Raw genomic sequence first — 19487 nt, forward strand, 5'->3', positions numbered from 1 at the left:
TATTTTAAATTTTAAGCCTAAAAAAAGAGCGTCAAAGAAAAATATTCTTTTGACGCTCAAATATACTTATTTTTTTTAGAAATTATTCTCCGTAAGAAGCTGCAATAAATTCTTCGTAAGTAACTTCTTTAGTTGTAGGATTTGCTTTTTCTTTAAACAATACCAATAACTTCTCTGCAACTACTTGCTCAGAAAGTCTTTTTACTTCTTCTTGGTTTGATAATACTCTTGCAACAATTCCCTGAACTTCTTCATCTGTTGGATTTGTTTGTCCAAATTGAGCCATTTGTTGTTTGATAGCGTTTGTTGTAAATGCTTTCAAATCTTCAAATGTAATTTGGATATTACTTTGAGCCATTGCTTTTCCTTCAATTAATTGAAAACGTAAACCTTTTTCAGATCTTGCGTATTCAACTTCTGCTTCTTCTGGAGATAATTTTTTCTCACCTACAGTTTGCAACCATTTTTTAAGGAATTCAGAAGGTAATTCAAATTTAGTGCTCTCGATTAAGAAATCCTGAACATCTAATAATAATTTTTGATCTGCTTGTTGTGCAAATTGAAGCTCTGCGTCTTCTTTAATTTTCGCTTTCAACTCATCTAATGAAGCTACTTTACCTTCACCAAAAAGTTTATCAAACAATTCTTGGTTTAATTCTGCCAATTCTGCACCGTTGATAGCTTCGATAGTAAAGTTAACATCTACTTCTAAACCGTGAACGTCATCATGACTTACTTTTAAGTAATCCATTAATTGGTGATCGTCTTCGAATAAACCTTTAGTATTTACAGTTACAACATCTCCAACTTTTTTACCGATAAATTTATCAGCAGTTTTTTTATCTTTAAAGATAGAAAGAGAGATTGTTGTAGTATTGTTGATTCCTTTTTCTTCGTTTGTAAAAGTTCCTGTTAAGTCAGAATCTGCTACAACTACGTCTTGAGGAATTGCTTTTCCAAATTGTTTTTGGATACGCTCTACTTGACCGTCAATTAATTTATCATCTGCAGTAACGATATATTTAACGATATCATTTTTAGCTTCAAGATCGATTTCAAAGTTTGGCACTAAACCGATTTCATATTCGAATACTAATTCCTCAGCATCCCAATCAAAATTTTCGTTTTCTTTAGCAAGTGGAGTTCCAAGAAGATTTAATCTTTCAGATTGCACAAAACGCTCCAAAGCCAAATCAACTACTTTCTTAACTTCCTCTTGTTTTAATCCTTTCCCGTATTGTTTTTCAACAAGGTCTTTAGGAACTTGACCTTTTCTAAAACCTTTTACAGTTGCCAAAGGCATTTTTTCGTTTAATCTTTTTGCTACTTGACCTTTGTAATCCATATGAACAACGTTCAATACAATTGTCTCATTTACTGCGTTTATTGCTACTCTTTTAATATCCATCTTCTTCTTTAATTTACATAATAAAATTGGGTTGCAAAATTATAAAATTTTTGCAACCCAACCAAGCTTTTTAATATATTGATAAGAAGTGCTTTTTAATGCACTTTCTTCTTACTCATTTATTTATCCTCACCTAACACTTTATATGTAATCGACTGTAGTATAGACAGTACGATACTAAAAATTAATGCTGTCCAAAACGAGTCTACCGTAAATCCACCAACAATTTTAGTACACAACAAGATAATTATAGCATTAATAACGAGTAGAAACAATCCAAACGTAAGTAAAGTAACTGGCAATGTGAACAATACCAATAATGGTTTGATAAAAACATTAAGCAATCCTAGTACAACCGCAACAATCAAAGCAATAGTAAAACTAGCAACATGAACGCCTGGCATAAAATGAGCAATTAGCAATACTAAACCTGCGGTAATCAATATTCTTAGTAGTAATTTCATCTCTTTAAGTTTTAAAGTTTATTTAAAAGTAATAAAAATTTTATAAAAAAAGTAATTATTTTTTCAAAAAAGCCATCGACAACTCATAAAACATCTTAGGATTTTCGGCATGTAACCAATGCCCAACATTAGGAATTGTCTCAATATTAGAGTTTGGAAAATGTTGCTTTATATTCTCAAAATCAGAATCCAAAATATATCTCGAAGCCCCTCCTCTAATAAACAAAGTCGGATTATTAAAAACCAGATTCGCATCCAATTCTTTTCCGATAGCTTCTAAGTTCGTATTAAAAACTGGCAAATTAAATCGGAATGCCAATTGCCCTGGCTCTATCCAATATAGATTTTTCATTAAGAATTGTCTTGTTCCAAAATCCGAAACATATTCTGCCAAAGTGGTCTCAACATCATTGCGACTTGGTTTTATCGAAAAGTCTACAGCATTTAATCCAGCCAGAATATCCTGATGGTGTTGCGGATAATATTTAGGAGCAATATCGGCAACAATTAGCTTATCGACCATTTCAGAATGTTTAGTTGCAAAAAACATTGCCATTTTTCCACCCATTGAATGTCCTATAATATCAACTTTATCTAAATTATTGGCTTGACAATATTCGAAAACATCCTGCAACATCGCTTCATAAGTAAATATATCCGAATGAAAACTACGACCATGATTGCGTAAATCCAAAATATGAACCTGAAACCCCTCAGCAGCAAATTGTGTCCCGAGTGTTTTCCAATTATCAGACATTCCCAGGAATCCATGAAGAATAAGTAACGGTTTGCCTTCACCTTCTATTTTTGAGTATAACATTTAATATAAATTTTATTTTTAATTGACTAAATCATACAACAAAGGTAAAAAACTAATTTAATCTAGCGAATATCACTAAAAGTGGGTATTGTGACATCGTTATATAAGAGTAATTTTGCGCGAGATTTATTTTTTTAATAAGAAAAAATCTAAATCTATTTTAACCAGGTCAATCCAAAAGATTGATAAAATACATACCCTTAACTTAAACCCTTTAAAATGATTAAAAAATTATTTTTAGCTTCTGTGATTCTTTCACAGCTTACTATTTCGTGTTCAAGTAATGATGACGAAATCATTAAAGACCCTGTTGTCGTAACTCCTCCAGCAGCAGAAACGCTACAAGAACAAATTGCAAGAATTAGCAAACTACCTTATTCTGCCTTAACTCCAGCTGATCAAAAAGTAAAACTAGAGGTTGAAGCAAATGAAATGCTTTTGCAAATGGACAAATCTAAAACGTCTGGTGCGGTTGAAGCAATGCAAAATTTAGGAAACTTATTAGGCACTGATGCTGTTGATGTTTTTGGTGGAAAAAATGGTAACAAAATAGAAGACGTTCTTAATGTAGCCGATGTTTATGGTATTTATACTTGGAACAGCACTACCAAAAAGTGGACTAAAACAGCTTCTAGCACAGAATTAAAATTTATTTTCCCAGCTAAAATAAAAGGAACTACTAATGATGCAATACTTACATCTAATGCTACAGCATCTACTATAAAAGTAAAACTAGAAGATACTTACGGAAGTTGGTCATATGATCCAATAACCCAAATGTATACTCAAAGTCCTGCAATAAATGACTACTTCTTTTTACCAACATCAGTTAATGCAACTTTAACAATTGGTGGTGCTCAGGCTGCAACTATTGTTTCTAATACTAAATATTCTAACGGAAGCTCAGCTCCGGATGAAGCTAGCTATAAAATGGTATTAAACGACGGATACACTTTCGAAATTAGCGGTAACAAGAAAGCTACAGATAATACTGGTAAAGCTTCTTTTACATATAATGGAAAAAACTTAGTAGAATTTGTTGCGGGAAGTACTGCAGACATTGATGGTTTATTAAAAGATGAGCCTCTTGTTCAATACCAAGGTAAAGCTAATGGATTGGTAAAAATCATGGACAATTTTATTATTGTTGCTGATGCAGATATTACTGCACTATCAAAAGATGACGAAACTCTAGAAAAAAGCTTAGTTTATCCTGAATATCTTGATTACAATAACCCTAACAATAATTACAAAGCATTTTACACTGCAAGAAATATATACTATCAAAAGTATTCTGAAGGTACTGTGGCTAATTATAATAAAAACACAAAACTAATTTTAGTATCTAAAAAAGACGGAACAAAAATAGCAGATATCGTTCAACGTTCAGAAAAAGGATATAGCTACGCTAATACTTTACCTGTTTGGGTAACTACTAATGGTGGATATTGGTCTTGGGATAGTACAGGAGAGGCATTTACTACTCAACAATATGACGAAGTATATTACTTAAAATTCAATGATAATACTCAAGTAGAAATGGGTGCTTATTTCTCTGAAGGGTTTGGTCAATTAGAAACTAAATTCAACGATTTCATAAAATCTTTTAACAGATAGATAGAAACAACAAAAGAATGACTTAAAGCCGATTTGAAAATAATTCAAATCGGCTTTATTTTTTTTGCACTGTTCTAACCTGAACTGTACTTTGTCCATAACCAGCCCAAATACCTACTCCTCCTTTTATATTGGATTTTAAACTTGTATTAGATGGATAAATTGGGTTTTTACTATTTACAATTTCATTTTGCCAACTATTCCAGAAATCAAAAGTTTCCTTATTCATAGTTCTTAATTTCACCAAGATCAAATCTCCATCGGTAAAATAAGGTGTAAATTTAGTTTTAGGGAAAAGCAATATCCCCCTGTTTACTTGCATAGAAACCGAATGAGAATCAAAATTTTTATCATCAAGATTCCCATAAAAAGCAGGAACAAAAATCGGCTCTTTCTTGTCTATTTTCGTCGCTATCTGGTAATAATTCTTTTCAGTTATCGGATCATCAAATTTTATATGAACATATCCAATAGTATCTACTACATTCTTCTTTTCGTAGGTTGCGCTTATAATTGGAACCGTTTTAGGAATACTTGTTGAAGCCTCTACTATTCTGTTTAAATATTCAATTTTTAATGTATAAGTCTTTCCTGCCTTTCCTATAATTTCACTCCCAAAGTATATGAATGGAGGAACTCTGTCATTGTCCTTTTTAACTCTCAAAACTTCTATTGTCTCTCCATCCGACACAGTTATCTTTGCCGAACGTATCACGTGATCCAGAACATTTGTAGAGTCGATCACATCTTTTATTGGTATCGTACTCGACAATATTACCTGCGGACCATCTCCTTCTTCAATCCAGCCTTCAACAGCCAGTTTTGATTCCAGCTTAATCCCGTCGGTAAAAGTGTCATTATTACAACTACATGTTATAATTATCAAAAGAAATAAAACATTTTTTTTCATCATCTAAAATTTAAATCTCCAACTTATCGAAGGAAGTATTCTATACAAAACCTTTTTCTCTGGCTTAACGATTACACTATTTTTATCTGTATTCACAAGTACACTTAGCACAACATAAATAGGATTCTCGACATTAAAAGTGTTGTAAATAGAAAAATTAAGAGCACTTTCTTTTCTGGCGCTTTTTATAAAAAAATAATTAACCGAAAGATCTGTTCGAACATAATTCGGCATTTGAGCATTATTATACTCGGAATATTCTTTAACTGGATTATTATTTATAAAATACCATGATGTAGGCATTGTAAAACGATTTCCTGAACTGAAAATTTGAGTAACTCCAAAATTCCATTTTGAATTTAAATCATATGTTCCAACCAATGCCAAATTATGTCGTCTGTCATATTTAGCATAAAAAGTATTTCCGTTATTTAGTTTTTCAAAATTCCTGTCGGACCAACTCAAAGTATAACTTACCCAGCCTTTAAACTTGCCACTATTTTTTTTTAGCATAAATTCCAATCCGTATGCTTTCCCATTTCCTTCCAACAAATCATTTTTTAGTGTCGAAATCTCATTAAACTGCGTAACTCCATAAGGGTATTCCAGCAAATGTTTCATCGAACGATAAAATGCACCAAACGAAGACGTGTAACTCTTTGAAATAGTCTGATTCGAGCCTAAAGCAAATTCATTGGAAGACTGTGCAGGAATCCCATCTGTACTTGCAACCCAAAAATCGGTAGGAATACCTACACTTGAAGTTGTTATTAAGTTTAAATACTGATTTTGTTTATTATAAGAAGCATAAAATGACACGTTTTTATCCATATAATAATTAAGAATAACTCGAGGCTGAAAATGCAAATATGATTTTGATCCCGAATTATAATAATTAATCCTTAAACCTAATTCTGCAATTAAATTATCGAATAGTCTTGGCTTTGCAGTTGTAAAAACAGCTAATTCATTTGCCCTAATTGAATTATTTTGTTCCGTATTATTAGCATCGTTAAAATTTTCAATCTCAATTTTTTGCGGCTGTAAATTATGATAAACATATTGCAAACCCGATTCAAAACGAGTTCCTTTAACCGAATACTGTATCGAGTTTGTAAATCCAAAATCTTCAACAAATGAAGAAATCCCCATTTGGATTGTCGATTGCTCCATATTTAATTCATTAGTATATCTCGTAAAATAAACAGCATTAGACATGGTTACATTAGAAGATAATTTTGAGATTAAAGCAGGTGATATATTAAAATTACTCCATTTTAAATTTGTGTGTAAAGCCAGATTGGAGTCTTCTATTTGCAATTTATCGGCACTGGTAAAAGCAGAAACAGTTAACAAATTGTTTTTAGAAATTTCTGAGACAAAAGTTAAGTTAGCATCCGAAAATCCATACTTCATATTCTGAACATCCTTATTATTAGAATCAGAACTTAACATCGGAGCAATTATCTCATCTATATAAGTTTTTCTACCGGATATAGTAATTCCTGATTTTTCACTAATTGGAACACTTAATGTAGCCTGAGATGCCAATAAACCAACATTCCCCTGAACAGTAAACTCCGAAGGAATTTTTTTATTAGGGATTAATAAAGTTGTCGAACTCAAGCGTCCTCCATATTTCGAATTTGAACTTGATTTATCAAATTCCACATCTTGTATATGATCTGTATTATAAAAAGGAAATACCCCTAATAAATGTGACATTCCATAAATGGGCGTTCCATCATATAACATAGAGTTATGCCCCGGATCTCCACCTCTTACATACAAATACCCATTGGCATCTCCAGAATTTTGCACTCCAGGTGTGAGCTGTAAAATTTTAATTATATCGGTTGTTCCTAAAACTGTGGGAACAGCAGATAATGCTTTAAGATTAAAGGATAATTTACTACCGGAAAGATTTGTAATTGCATTCTTTTTAGCATTAGATATTACAACTTCATTTAAAAGTGAAATGTCTTTTTCTAATACGACTGAGATTATAGTATCTTTTTTAGAATCAAAACTGATGGATTTTTCAAGATATCCAAAATGATTAACCTTGATTTTAACTAATCCAACTGGAAGATTTTCTGCAAAATGTCCTAAAACATCACTTACAGAATAGTAGGATTGGCTATTGACCTCAAAAGAGATATTGGCACCGATTAAATTTTCATTTTCTAAAGATTTCACGTTCCCCGCTATAGTAGCTTTGGATTGCGCAAATACATTAGAAAAACAGAACAAACAGAAGAGTATAATTGACTTCAACACTTGATTTTAATAAGAAAAGTGCGAAAGTAAACAATTATAACCCAATTACATCAGGTTATAATTGTTTTAATTACAATGTTATTTTAGTTTTCTTAAGTACATATTAACTACGTTATCCAAACCAAGATAAATAGCTTCAGAAATTAAAGCATGTCCAATAGAAACTTCTAATAAACCTGGAATATTTTGTTTAAAAAATTCGATATTATCCAAGCTTAAATCATGTCCGGCGTTGATTCCTATATTAAGTTCATTTGCCAATTTTGCAGCAGCAACATACGGATCTACTCCGTTTTTATTTCCTAAACCATATTGATGTGCAAAAGCTTCGGTATATAATTCGATTCTATCGGTTCCAATTTTTTTAGCCCCTTCAACCATTGCAAGAACTGGATCTACAAAAATTGAAGTTCTAATTCCGTTTCGTTGAAATTCTTGTACAATTTCGGTTAAATAATCAGCATGTTTGATAGTATCCCAACCTGCATTGGATGTAATTGCATCGACAGCATCTGGCACCAAAGTAACCTGATCTGGTTTTATTTCGAGAACCAAATCAAGAAAGCTTTTCTCTGGATTTCCTTCAATATTATATTCAGTATGCACAATTGCTTTTAAATCACGAGCATCCTGATAACGAATATGGCGTTCATCCGGACGTGGATGAATGGTGATTCCTTGCCCTCCAAACTTTTGAATATCGGTAGCAACTTTTAATAAATCTGGTACATTTCCTCCTCGTGCATTGCGTAATGTTGCAATTTTATTGATATTTACACTTAACTTTGTCATATAAATGGATATTAATTCTAGTAACACTATATTTGTTACGACAAAAATACAAAGTAAAACTTAGGAGTTTTTGGTATTTTTTGATTATTTTGCATCAAATATTGCTGATTGATTTATGACAGATATTACCAATTATATAACAAATGATTTTAGAGCTATCAACAGCCAGGAAACCATAGCTTCGGTTCAGGATTTCTTTGCTGATTTGAAGTTTTCGCATTTCCCTGTTTTAGAAGAGGGTATTTATATTGGAAGTATAGCAGCCGATGACATTGAAACTTTTGATGGAGACAAAAAAGTAATAGACTACAAATATACTCTTGAGCATTTTTTTGCCCGAAAAAATATGATTTGGCTTGATGTACTAGAAGTTTTTGCCAAAAATCACACTAATTTAATTCCTGTTCTGGATGAAAATAACATTTTTCTAGGGGTCTATGAAATAGAAGACATCATCAAATTTTTTCATGAGACTCCTTTTTTAAAGGAACCAGGTGGAATAATAATTGTAAAAAAAGGACTTTTAGATTACTCTATGAGTGAGATTACTCAAATTGTAGAAAGTAATAATGGTCGAATTTTAGGTGCCTTTGTTTCTGATACTACCTCAGATAGTATTCAAATAACTATAAAAATTAGTTTGGGCGCAATGAATGAAATTATTCAAACATTTCGAAGATACAATTACGAGATTATATCCGAACACCAAGAAGACACATATATTAATAATTTAAAGGAACGCTCTGATTATTTAGACAAGTACCTTAATATATAAAAAATTAGAGAATTCGATAATGTGTTAATTAGAACATTTTCGCATTATCCTATTGACACACTATCTAACTAAAAAGAATGAAAGTAGCTATTTACGGACAATACTATCTAAATAGTACAGACCCAATTATTAAGGACATATTTGTTTTTTTTAATTCGAATAATGTCGAAATGATCATTGAAGCCAATTTTCTGAAGATGCTTCATGAAAAAAAGATAATCGAAAAGGAATATAAAACATTTTCATCTCACACAGAATTAGACAGTAGCTTTGAAATGCTAATAAGCATAGGCGGCGATGGAACTATTTTAAGAGCTGCTACCTTAATTCGTAATTCTGGTGTACCCATCCTAGGAATCAATGCCGGAAGACTGGGTTTTCTTGCAACAGTTCAAAAAGAAAACATAGCTGCATTTATGCAATTTGTAATCGACAAAAAATACACTGTATCCGAAAGAACCTTATTAAGTTTAACAACTGAACCAAGAAACGAGGCTATAGAAGAACTTAATTTTGCAATGAACGAAGTAACCGTTAGCCGAAAAGACACTACTTCGATGATAACTGTAGACACTTATTTAAACGGTGAATACTTAAATTCTTATTGGGCAGATGGATTAATCATATCTACCCCAACTGGTTCAACGGGATACTCATTAAGTTGCGGAGGCCCAATATTAACTCCAGACGTAAACAGCTTGGTAATTACGCCAATTGCCCCCCATAATTTAACAGCCAGACCGCTTATAATACCTGATACTACCGAGATTAAACTACGAGTATCCGGAAGAGAAGATCACTACCTTGTTTCCCTGGATTCCAGAATAGCTTCGATAAAAAACGAATCTATTTTGACTATTAAGAAAACAAATTTTAAAATAAATATGGTCGAAATCCCTGGGGAAACCTTCTTAAAAACCTTACGTAATAAACTACTTTGGGGTGAAGACAAACGAAATTAAGTTCTTTTTAAACAAGCACTATACTATTTGTAGTGTTTTTCCCGTTTTGCATGTATCGAATATTCAGTAATTGTCTAGATATATCGCCTTTAATTCAAAAAAAGACAGATTTAACTTAATGAGCATTGATTCGTATTGATAATTATTATATTTGCACGCAATTTTTAATTAAATGAACAAAATTTTTAATTTATTGTTATGTTTCTTTTCCTTTATAAGCATGAACGCTCAGATACATGAGGTTGGTGTTTTTTTAGGAGGTAGTAACTATGTAGGAGATGTAGGGAGCACAAATTACATCTCACCAAATAAGCTCGCCTTGGGAATCTTATACAAGTGGAATAAAAGTCCAAGACACGCCTATCGCTTTTCGTACACACAATCAACAATCACTGCCAATGATTTAGATTCAAAAGAAGGTGGTCGAAAATTTAGAAAATATCGCTTTGATAATACTGTTAGAGAACTATCTGCCGGACTTGAGTTCAATTTTTTTGATTTCAACTTACATGAGTCCAAAAGAAAAGTCACTCCTTATGTATTCTCAGGATTAAATTATTTTAGATACGATGAATTATATATTTCATCCGGAGAGACGCATAAAGAGAAAAACACAGGCTCATTTGCTATTCCGATGATATTAGGTATAAAAACAAACTTAACCACTAATTTTATCTTAGGATTAGAGGTTGGAGCACGATATACATTTACAGATAATCTTGATGGTAGTAACCCAAGTAATGAAAATTTAAAATCATTGCATTTTGGAAACCTGAATAATAATGACTGGTATGTTTTCTCGGGAGTAACTTTAACGTATACCTTTGGAAACAAACCTTGCTATTGCCCATATTAAAAAAATGAATTTAGACACACTAGATAAAAAAAACTTGCCTCGCCATTTGGCCATCATCATGGATGGAAATGGACGCTGGGCAAAACAACAAGGTTTCCTGAGAGCTTTTGGTCATGAAAATGGAACTAAATCAGTAAAAGCAACAATTGAATCTTGTGCTAAGATAGGGATCGAGTATTTAACATTATATGCCTTTTCTACTGAAAACTGGAACAGACCAAAACTAGAAGTTGAGGCCCTAATGAAGATACTTATAAATTCATTAAAAAAAGAGCTTGGTACATTACAAAGCAATAACATCAAACTCAACGCAATTGGTAATATTGAAAAATTACCTCAATCAGCTCAAAGAGAGTTATTAGATGTTATTGATAAAACAAAAAACAATACACGCCTTACACTGACATTAGCTTTGAGTTATGGTTCTAGAGAAGAACTTGTGAACGCTATTAAAATCATCAGTAATAAAGTTAAAAATAATATAATTTCAATAGACACTATTGACGATTCAATTATAAATGAGCATCTTTACACGCAAAATTTACCAGATGTAGATTTACTAATACGAACCAGTGGAGAACATAGAATAAGTAATTTTTTGTTATGGCAAATTGCCTATGCAGAACTATATTTTACTAATGTCTTGTGGCCAGACTTTAAAGAACAGGATTTATATGAGGCTATCATTAGTTATCAAAAAAGAGAACGCAGATTTGGAAAAACAAGTGAACAAATTAAATGATTTTTTAGTGTTACAAAAAAGAATAAAAATAGTACTTACCTTATTTATTTTGGGTAGTTTTTCTCAAATTAAAGCGCAAGAAAGAGTTCCTTTTGACCAAGGGAAAAAATATATTCTTGCGGATGTATCTGTAATTGGTAAAATAAGTTTCAATGAACAAACAGTTGTTACCTTTTCTGGTTTACAAAAAGGACAAGAAATAACTGTACCTGGGGAAGAAATAAGTGGAGCAATAAAAAAGTTGGGAAAGCTAGGTCTTTTTGATGAAATTTCGTTCTATGTAAATAGAATCGAAAACGATAGTATTTACTTGGATTTAGACATTGTAGAACTCCCTAAATTAAACGAAGTAAAATTTGTTGGTGTCAAGAAAGGTAAAGTTGATGCATTAATTAAAGACAACAGCTTGACAAAAAATAAAATTGTAAATGAGAATTTAATTACAACTACGAAGAACTATATTGAAAATAAATACAAAAAAGAAGGCTTTTACAATACCAAGGTAACCATTACCACCACTGCAGACACCACTAGTACTAACCAAGTAAATATGCTTGTGAGGGTCGACAAAGGCGACAAGGTGAAAATTAGCAAAATTGAATTTGAAGGCAATAAGCAATTGACCGACGCAACTTTACGTAGCGCAATGAAAGATACGAAACAAAAAAATCCAATTCGTATTTTTAAAGCCTCTAAATTCATCAAAGAAAAATACAAAGCCGATTTAGACAAAGTTATCGCTACCTATAAAGAGAAAGGTTATAGAGACGCAAGAATATTATCTGATTCTATAACATACAACAAAAAGAAAAATACATTAGCTATAAAAGTTGATGTTGAGGAAGGAAACAAATACTACTTTGGTAATATCAAATTCTTAGGAAATACAGTTTATTCAGATCAATTACTGAATCGTTATTTAGGTATCAAAAAAGGAGAAACATATAATGGAGTACTTCTAGAGAAAAGGATTGCAGATAAATCAAAACCTGATGCAGAAGATATCACCAACTTATATCAAAACAATGGTTATTTGTTCTCGAATATTAATGCCGTTGAAGTAAAAACAGTAAATGATACTATTGATTTTGAAATTAGAGTTACAGAAGGACCGATTGCATATTTCAACAAAATTTCGGTTGTAGGTAACGACAAGACAAATGACAAAGTAATTTACCGCGAGTTAAGAACAAAACCAGGTGAAAAATATAGTAAAGATTTATTAGTTAGAACCATTCGTGAAATTGGACAATTAGGATTTTTTGATCCTGAAGCAATTGACCCTAAATTCAAGAATGTAGATGCTGCTGCAGGAACAGTAGATATAGAATATCATCTTGTTGAAAAAGGATCTAGCCAGATAGAACTACAAGGAGGTTATGGGGGTGGTGGTTTCATCGGGACGTTAGGACTATCGTTCAATAACTTCTCTGCAAGAAACCTATTTAATAAAGATGCTTACAAACCTTTACCTATGGGTGATGGACAAAAAGTAGCATTACGTTTACAAGGAAGTACTTATTTCCAAACCTATAGTGTATCGTTTTCTGAACCTTGGTTTGGAGGTAAAAAACCAGTTCAATTTAGTACTTCGATATCATACAGCACACAATACCTAAACAACTATATCACTCAAAAAGTTGATAAAAGTAAAAGTTTTAACATCTTAACTTTATCTGTAGGTAAAGCGAAAAGATTATCAGTTCCGGATGACTTCTTTGTTTTATCACAATCTGTGAGTTACCAACATTACGATTTACATAATTACAACACAGGTCTATTTACTTTTGGTAATGGAACTTCTAGAAACTTAGCATATACCATCGGATTAACAAGGAGTAATAAAGGGGTCAACCCAATATTCCCAACATACGGTTCTGAGTTTAGTATTTCGGCAAAAGTTACTCCACCATACTCTTTATTAAATGGTATAAATTATGGTGATTTAGGAAATCAAAAAGATTACAAATACACCTATACTGGTAGTGACTATGTAGATGCTAATGGAATAGTTGTAAAACAAGGCGATTATTTAGCTGCAGTTCCTACTTCATCTAATCCATACCCGAGTAGAGTAGACAACTATCAAGATGCTGCTGCAGACCCTGCAAAAGTGGATCAAAAGAAATTTAATTGGCTAGAATATTACAAAATTAAGTTCAAAGCAGATTGGTACACCAAAATTTATGGTAAATTAGTACTCCGAACTCTAACCGAATTTGGTTTCTTAGGAGCATACAACCAGGCAAGAGGTGTAGTTCCTTTTGAAAGATTTTACTTAGGAGGTGATGGAATGGCCAATTATTCTATGGATGGTAGAGAAACAATACAGTTAAGAGGTTATGAAAACAACTCATTAACACCAATAAATAGTAATGGCGAACAAATTGGAGCAACGATATACAATAAGTTCTCTATGGAATTACGTTATCCAATAACATTAAAATCATCAGCTTCTATTTATGCACTTACATTCCTAGAAGCAGGTTCATCATATCCTAGTTTTAAAGACTACAATCCATTTGATTTGAGTCGTTCTGCAGGTGTTGGTTTACGTGTATTTATGCCAGCATTTGGATTATTAGGAATTGATTTTGGTTACGGATTCGATGCTTTACCAGGGCAAACAAAACCAAGTGGTATGCATACACATTTTATTATTGGACAACAATTTTAATCGTATTGGTTAAAAATTTCAAATAAAATTAATGTTATGAGAAAACAATTTTTATTTATAATTTTGGCTCTGATTGTAGTAAATACAAGTCAGGCTCAAACCAAGTCGACAAAAATAGGTTACATAGACATGGAGTATATTTTACAAAATGTTCCAGATTATAAAGAAGCTCAAACACAATTAGAGCAGAAAGCCGAAAAGTGGAAACAAGAAATTGAAACTAAGAAATTAGAAATCAATAAACTTAAAGAAGCTTTAAAAGCCGAAAAAGCATTATTGACGAATGAACTTATTGATGAAAGAGAAACAGAAATTAAATTTCTTGAAAGTGAGACATTAGATTATCAACAGCAACGATTTGGGGTTAACGGAGATTTAATCCGACAAAAATCGGCATTGGCAAAACCAATACAAGATCAAGTTTTTACTGCTGTGCAAGATATTGCTGAAGCAAAAAAATATGATTTTATTTTTGACAGATCATCTGATTTAACGATGCTTTTTGCAGCAAAGAGATATGATGTTAGCGATCAGGTTTTAAGAGTTATCACGAGAAGCGACAAAAGAGAACAGCTTACGAAAAAACAACTCGCTATAGAAGAGGCTAAAGAGAACAAAGAAACTGCTATTGATGAAAATCCAGCTTTGCAGGAAAGACAAAAAATCTTAGAAGAAAGGAAAGCAGCCAGAGACAAAATCCTGGAAGACAGAAAGCTAGAACAAGAAGCTAAGATAAAAGCTTATGAAGATAATAAAAAAGCATTGCGAGATGCAAGGGAAGCTAAAAAAAATGGCACGGTTTCTGAAACAGTAAAAACAGATACAGCAAGTCCAACATCGACTGAGACTGCCAAAACTACTGCAGAGGATGCCAGAGCCAAACAAGAGGAAGCTAGAACTAAACAAGTCGAAGAAAGACAGAAATTGTACGATGAGCGCAAAAAGGCTTTAGAAGAAAGAAGAAACAAAATTCTAGAAGAGAGAGAAGCAGCCAAAAAAGCAAGAGAGCAAAAGGCAAAAGAAGACAAAGAAAAACAAGAAAATACGACCAATAATTAATTAATATTTTAAAATGATGATGAAACAAATCAAAACTTTACTAATTGCTGCAATACTAGTTTTAGGAGCAAACCACATGAATGCTCAAGCTAAAGTAGCACACGTTGATGTAAGCGAAATTATGTCTAAAATGCCTGCTATGATAGATGCACAAAAACAACTTGAAAAATTAAGCGGTACTTATGATGCTGATTACAAAAAAATGGTAGAAGAGTACCAAGCAAAATTAAAAAAATACGAAGCTGAATCGGCTACAGTAACTGATGCAGTTAACGGAGATCGTTCAAAAGAAGTTCAAGATATGCAAAAAAGAATTGTAGACTTTAGAGATAATGCTCAAAAAGAATTACAACAAAAAGAATCTGATATCGTAAAACCTTTAATGGAAAAAGTAAGAGCTTCTATCCAAAAAGTTGGAAAAGCTAAAGGATACCAATATGTTTTAGATGGTTCTACTCTTTTATTAGCTGACGGTCCAAACGTTACTGCTGATGTAAAAAAAGATTTAGGTTTCTAGAAAATAATAGCCTTATAGAAAATAAAAAACTGCTCACCAATAAAATGGTTTGAGCAGTTTTTTTTGCTTTAAGTATAATTATATTTTAACTAAAAAATCTCGAATAAAGACATCCTTTCGATTCTAAAAAATACTTAACTTTGTTTTCATGACAAACAATAATCCTATAGGCGTTTTCGATTCTGGCATTGGCGGAACTTCGATTTGGAATGAAATCCATCAATTATTACCAAACGAAAATACTATTTATCTTGCCGACAGCAAAAATGCTCCTTATGGTCAAAGAACAAAAGAAGAGATAATAGCTTTAAGCAAAAAAAATGTAGAATTCTTGCTAAACATGAACTGCAAGTTAATTGTAATTGCCTGCAACACAGCAACTACAAATGCAATTAAAGAATTAAGGGAACAATATACCATTCCATTTATAGGAATTGAACCTGCAATTAAACCTGCTGCAACAAATTCGAAAACCCAAACTATAGGTATACTTGCAACTAAAGGCACTCTAAACAGTGAACTTTTTAATAAAGCAACCGAAATGTATCAGGACACAAAAATCATTGAACAAGTTGGTTATGGCTTGGTACAGTTAATTGAAAACGGAGACTTAAACTCTCCTGAAATGACACGTCTTCTAGAATCATATCTTACACCAATGATTGAAGCGAATATTGATTATTTAGTCTTAGGATGTAGTCATTACCCATATTTGATTCCTCAAATAGAAAAAATTCTTCCAAAACACATACGTATCATAGACTCTGGAGAAGCAGTCGCAAAACAAACCAAAAATGTATTACGTGATAAGGTTGGTTTTAACGACGGCTCAATAACCGAACCTGTTTTTTATGCTAATAGCAGTACAAAAGTTCTATCGGATATATTACAAAATAAGTATAATGTTGTCGAAAAAGATTTTTAGCAATTAATCAATTTTTCTTTTAACAAACCAAATTCCATCCAACGATAAATTAAGTGTCAATTTGTGGTAATTCTCTTTTATGAGCCCATCACCAATCCTTCCTTTTTGTCCGTATGAATAAGAGATGTTTAAAGCCGAAAAAGTATTTTCTAATGGAAGAGATACTCCTACAGAAAAAGACATATTATTTATTCTTTGGCTATCAACTTCCAGATAACCTGTATCATAACTTATTCCGGTTGCATACTGAATTCGATCGGCATACTTACGAACGTTCTTTTTACTCCTATAAGAAAAGCCCAGTGCAAAACGATCCTGATTAACAAAATCACCATATAGTTCCGACTGTTTAGTATCGTTCCAAAGACTTTTTTCGTAATCAAAAGTCATATTTATATTATTCTTAAATACCTTACTTATCCCTACCCCAATTTCTGTAGGTAAATAATAATCATCGACATCTGAAGCTACATTAGAATCGGTGACAATTGTCCCTGAATTACCCGCAATTGTTACTGTTTGAACTTTGGAAGCCTTTACTCTCGAAGGTGACTTAAACGTTGAACCTATTGTAAGTGTTGAATCTATTTGGTATTGAACTCCAAGCGTCGGGCGAAAGCCATTATAATCTGTTTTTTTATAAATATTTGTTACTGAACTCGAAATTGTATAGTACCTATCATCAGTAGTATTACCAAAAAGTAATGCCGCAGAAAGCCCTAAAGATAACCTCTTATTGATTTTATAAGCATATGAGAAATCAAAATTATTCAACCCTCCTGAACCAGTTACATCTAAGTTATAGGTATTATTACTATTTTCTATAGGAAGTTTTAGATTTGCTATCTTAAACGCTGCACTGGAGTATGGCCTTAAAGCAACACTAAAAGCAGATTTCTGAGTAATAGGAAATGCAAAAGCAATATGAGAAAACTGAACATTATTACGACTTTCAGATTTTGAGTTATTTTGATATGTCGAAGCTATCGCTTTACCTCCTACATCAAACAAAAAGTGGTTTTGAGACATAAATCCCAAAGAAGCAGGATTAAGGTTGTTGATAAATTGACTAGAGGGCAAAGCAATTCCCGAAGAACCAATAGACGAGAGTGAACCAAAATCGGCATCATACAAACTTCCTAACCCATAAAGTGAATAAGGCGAACTTGAAATACTTTGCGAAAAAGAAGTTACGGACATTAAAACAAATAAACTTAAGAGCGCTATTTTATTTTTCATTTAATAAGTAATATAATAAATTTTCAATTCAATTTTATTTTTCATATTTTTTTGATCTCCCAAAACAAGTCTGTTAACTCCTTTATTAATATTTGGCAGTGAAAGAATCAGTGATAATTTAGAGTCTGATTGCTTGAGCATTTCTTTTTGCAAAAAACCACCAATTGAAACCTTATATACTACATTTTCATTAAATTCATCTGTAGCTTTATTAAGCATTGCATACATAGCTGCGCCCGAAGAATTATTAAGCGTACCACTAATTCTATTTAAATTATCTCCAACATAAACACGTAATGAATCAGGCAAAGAATAAGCCTTAGAATAGGTATTGGCTACTGGTTTTAAAATTAACTCAGCATCAACTATTGCACCTTTACTGGCAATATATTTAAGTTGTTTTATATTAGGAAAATCAACTTTGCATGCAATACCTGTTCCGGATTGAATAAATGCTTTATTTTCGGTTTGTATGCTAGGCAATTTACTTGAAGATATAGGTAAGTTTTGAATAAGAGTACCTGTCCTGTCTAGCGAAATATTATTGAATTGTTTGGTCGCATCCTGGATCGAAAAATCTTTTATCAAAGAAGTTTCCGTTTCTCCCTGATATTTGGAATAGTATAATCGAAGTACACTTGTAGCAACTTTAAAACCAATCATACTAGATGAATTTTCTTCAGATGACGTGATAACAAATCCTTTTAAATACTCTAAAAACTCATTATTATTAACGACCTCTCTTTTCTTTAACTTCTGAAAAAGTTCTGAACCAAAACTATCACTGATTTTTATGTTTATAGAATCCTTTTCTTTTGGTCTGGGTATATATGAGATCGTCCCTAAACTTTCGGGATCATATGTTAAAACAGAATTATTGTAAAAATTCTCGTCCTCTTTGTTAGGCTTAACTTTTTGTGTTAATCGGCGAACATTTAATGTTTGGACTTTTGTCGTATCTGCAAAAAAATAGTTATCATATCTCAAAATCATTGCTATCGAATCGAAAACATAGTTAGGTAAACTCGTGTCGGAATCACCTTTATATAAATCATACGATGAAGTAGACAACTGAAAATAACTATCCGATTTTGCTTTCCCAAAAATAGGATCCTCATAGTTTCCTAATAAAATCCTGCTTTGATTAGACGTAACCAATGAATCAAAGTTAATAGTAGACATATCTACAGTCAATGTATCAATTAAAATCACTTTATTCCCAACTGATAAATAATCTGAACCAACAACAAATTCTCCTGTATCGGTATCTGAATTACAGGAAACCATCAAAATCCCTAGAAACAACGGTAACAATAACTTGTACATAAATATTTTTTGAACAAATATAAATTACCACTTTTTAGACTACATCATAACATATACAGTCTCGGGTTTTCTATCTATAAACAGGATGATATAATCTACAATCACTCAGCTGCGACAA

At 32.1% G+C, this 19487-nt stretch carries 17 protein-coding genes; 9 read left to right on the top strand and 8 right to left on the bottom strand.

Translation table 11 applies throughout. From position 1 onward, the window contains the following. Window positions 1–82: 82 nt before the first annotated feature. The 3 genes from OIU83_RS12545 to OIU83_RS12555 all read right to left on the bottom strand — a co-directional run bounded on the left by OIU83_RS12545 (window position 83) and on the right by OIU83_RS12555 (window position 2692). Entirely contained in the window at window positions 83–1408 is a 1326-nt protein-coding gene (locus OIU83_RS12545; RefSeq protein ID WP_264206598.1) for a trigger factor, read from the bottom strand. Window positions 1409–1527: 119 nt separating this feature from the next. Next, window positions 1528–1872, bottom strand: coding sequence for a phage holin family protein (locus OIU83_RS12550; protein WP_264206599.1), 345 nt, complete (start codon window positions 1870–1872; stop codon window positions 1528–1530). A gap of 55 nt (window positions 1873–1927) precedes the next feature. Continuing rightward, window positions 1928–2692 (bottom strand): alpha/beta fold hydrolase, encoded by a 765-nt coding sequence (locus OIU83_RS12555; RefSeq protein WP_264206600.1) that lies wholly within the window; start codon window positions 2690–2692, stop codon window positions 1928–1930. A gap of 219 nt (window positions 2693–2911) precedes the next feature. Here OIU83_RS12555 and OIU83_RS12560 point away from each other — a divergent pair, with 219 nt between their 5' ends. Further along, window positions 2912–4309 (top strand): hypothetical protein, encoded by a 1398-nt coding sequence (locus OIU83_RS12560; RefSeq protein WP_264206601.1) that lies wholly within the window; start codon window positions 2912–2914, stop codon window positions 4307–4309. Window positions 4310–4364: 55 nt separating this feature from the next. Here the strand turns inward: OIU83_RS12560 and OIU83_RS12565 are convergent, their stop codons facing one another. The 3 genes from OIU83_RS12565 to OIU83_RS12575 all read right to left on the bottom strand — a co-directional run bounded on the left by OIU83_RS12565 (window position 4365) and on the right by OIU83_RS12575 (window position 8291). Then, window positions 4365–5219, bottom strand: a complete 855-nt coding sequence (locus tag OIU83_RS12565) for a DUF4249 domain-containing protein (protein WP_264206602.1) — start codon at window positions 5217–5219, stop codon at window positions 4365–4367. 3 nt (window positions 5220–5222) lie between these two features. After that, window positions 5223–7418 (bottom strand): TonB-dependent receptor, encoded by a 2196-nt coding sequence (locus OIU83_RS12570; protein ID WP_264206603.1) that lies wholly within the window; start codon window positions 7416–7418, stop codon window positions 5223–5225. A gap of 159 nt (window positions 7419–7577) precedes the next feature. Continuing rightward, window positions 7578–8291 carry a pyridoxine 5'-phosphate synthase gene (locus tag OIU83_RS12575; RefSeq protein WP_264206604.1) on the bottom strand — a complete coding sequence of 238 codons (714 nt, stop codon included), beginning with the start codon at window positions 8289–8291 and terminating at the stop codon, window positions 7578–7580. Between the two features lie 115 nt (window positions 8292–8406). Here OIU83_RS12575 and OIU83_RS12580 point away from each other — a divergent pair, with 115 nt between their 5' ends. From OIU83_RS12580 to murI, 8 genes are all read left to right on the top strand, one after another. Beyond that, window positions 8407–9066, top strand: coding sequence for a CBS domain-containing protein (locus OIU83_RS12580; RefSeq protein ID WP_264206605.1), 660 nt, complete (start codon window positions 8407–8409; stop codon window positions 9064–9066). A gap of 77 nt (window positions 9067–9143) precedes the next feature. Further along, window positions 9144–10028 carry an NAD kinase gene (locus OIU83_RS12585; RefSeq protein WP_264206606.1) on the top strand — a complete coding sequence of 295 codons (885 nt, stop codon included), beginning with the start codon at window positions 9144–9146 and terminating at the stop codon, window positions 10026–10028. A gap of 172 nt (window positions 10029–10200) precedes the next feature. Continuing rightward, the gene (gene porG / locus OIU83_RS12590) at window positions 10201–10884 is read left to right on the top strand and encodes a type IX secretion system protein PorG (protein ID WP_264206607.1); all 684 of its coding nucleotides are present in this window, start codon (window positions 10201–10203) and stop codon (window positions 10882–10884) included. A gap of 4 nt (window positions 10885–10888) precedes the next feature. Then, window positions 10889–11626, top strand: coding sequence for an isoprenyl transferase (locus tag OIU83_RS12595; RefSeq protein WP_264206653.1), 738 nt, complete (start codon window positions 10889–10891; stop codon window positions 11624–11626). Then, window positions 11559–14303 carry a BamA/OMP85 family outer membrane protein gene (locus OIU83_RS12600; RefSeq protein WP_264206608.1) on the top strand — a complete coding sequence of 915 codons (2745 nt, stop codon included), beginning with the start codon at window positions 11559–11561 and terminating at the stop codon, window positions 14301–14303. Before OIU83_RS12595 ends, OIU83_RS12600 begins: the two co-directional genes overlap by 68 nt. A gap of 36 nt (window positions 14304–14339) precedes the next feature. Further along, window positions 14340–15362, top strand: coding sequence for an OmpH family outer membrane protein (locus tag OIU83_RS12605; RefSeq protein ID WP_264206609.1), 1023 nt, complete (start codon window positions 14340–14342; stop codon window positions 15360–15362). A 19-nt stretch (window positions 15363–15381) separates the two neighbouring features. After that, the gene (locus OIU83_RS12610) at window positions 15382–15879 is read left to right on the top strand and encodes an OmpH family outer membrane protein (protein WP_264206610.1); all 498 of its coding nucleotides are present in this window, start codon (window positions 15382–15384) and stop codon (window positions 15877–15879) included. Window positions 15880–16027: 148 nt separating this feature from the next. After that, window positions 16028–16804, top strand: a complete 777-nt coding sequence (gene murI, locus OIU83_RS12615) for a glutamate racemase (protein WP_264206611.1) — start codon at window positions 16028–16030, stop codon at window positions 16802–16804. A gap of 3 nt (window positions 16805–16807) precedes the next feature. On the opposite strand, the gene OIU83_RS12620 is transcribed toward murI, so the two are convergent. Next, window positions 16808–18043 carry an aromatic hydrocarbon degradation protein gene (locus tag OIU83_RS12620; protein WP_264206612.1) on the bottom strand — a complete coding sequence of 412 codons (1236 nt, stop codon included), beginning with the start codon at window positions 18041–18043 and terminating at the stop codon, window positions 16808–16810. Further along, complete coding sequence (locus OIU83_RS12625; protein ID WP_264206613.1) at window positions 18044–19369, bottom strand: DUF4270 domain-containing protein; 1326 nt, start codon at window positions 19367–19369, stop codon at window positions 18044–18046. Window positions 19370–19487 lie beyond the last annotated feature (118 nt).

The organism is Flavobacterium shii (assembly GCF_025847235.1).
Classification (GTDB): domain Bacteria; phylum Bacteroidota; class Bacteroidia; order Flavobacteriales; family Flavobacteriaceae; genus Flavobacterium; species Flavobacterium shii.

Bases quoted from the DNA above. Each gene is read 5' to 3' on its own strand.
- OIU83_RS12545 (WP_264206598.1), bottom strand. From the start codon at position 1,408: ATGGATATTAAAAGAGTAGCAATAAACGCAGTAAATGAGACAATTGTA.
- OIU83_RS12550 (WP_264206599.1), bottom strand. From the start codon at position 1,872: ATGAAATTACTACTAAGAATATTGATTACCGCAGGTTTAGTATTGCTA.
- OIU83_RS12555 (WP_264206600.1), bottom strand. From the start codon at position 2,692: ATGTTATACTCAAAAATAGAAGGTGAAGGCAAACCGTTACTTATTCTT.
- OIU83_RS12560 (WP_264206601.1), top strand. From the start codon at position 2,912: ATGATTAAAAAATTATTTTTAGCTTCTGTGATTCTTTCACAGCTTACT.
- OIU83_RS12565 (WP_264206602.1), bottom strand. From the start codon at position 5,219: ATGAAAAAAAATGTTTTATTTCTTTTGATAATTATAACATGTAGTTGT.
- OIU83_RS12575 (WP_264206604.1), bottom strand. From the start codon at position 8,291: ATGACAAAGTTAAGTGTAAATATCAATAAAATTGCAACATTACGCAAT.
- OIU83_RS12580 (WP_264206605.1), top strand. From the start codon at position 8,407: ATGACAGATATTACCAATTATATAACAAATGATTTTAGAGCTATCAAC.
- OIU83_RS12585 (WP_264206606.1), top strand. From the start codon at position 9,144: ATGAAAGTAGCTATTTACGGACAATACTATCTAAATAGTACAGACCCA.
- porG (WP_264206607.1), top strand. From the start codon at position 10,201: ATGAACAAAATTTTTAATTTATTGTTATGTTTCTTTTCCTTTATAAGC.
- OIU83_RS12595 (WP_264206653.1), top strand. From the start codon at position 10,889: ATGAATTTAGACACACTAGATAAAAAAAACTTGCCTCGCCATTTGGCC.
- OIU83_RS12600 (WP_264206608.1), top strand. From the start codon at position 11,559: ATGAGGCTATCATTAGTTATCAAAAAAGAGAACGCAGATTTGGAAAAA.
- OIU83_RS12605 (WP_264206609.1), top strand. From the start codon at position 14,340: ATGAGAAAACAATTTTTATTTATAATTTTGGCTCTGATTGTAGTAAAT.
- OIU83_RS12610 (WP_264206610.1), top strand. From the start codon at position 15,382: ATGAAACAAATCAAAACTTTACTAATTGCTGCAATACTAGTTTTAGGA.
- murI (WP_264206611.1), top strand. From the start codon at position 16,028: ATGACAAACAATAATCCTATAGGCGTTTTCGATTCTGGCATTGGCGGA.
- OIU83_RS12620 (WP_264206612.1), bottom strand. From the start codon at position 18,043: ATGAAAAATAAAATAGCGCTCTTAAGTTTATTTGTTTTAATGTCCGTA.
- OIU83_RS12625 (WP_264206613.1), bottom strand. From the start codon at position 19,369: ATGTACAAGTTATTGTTACCGTTGTTTCTAGGGATTTTGATGGTTTCC.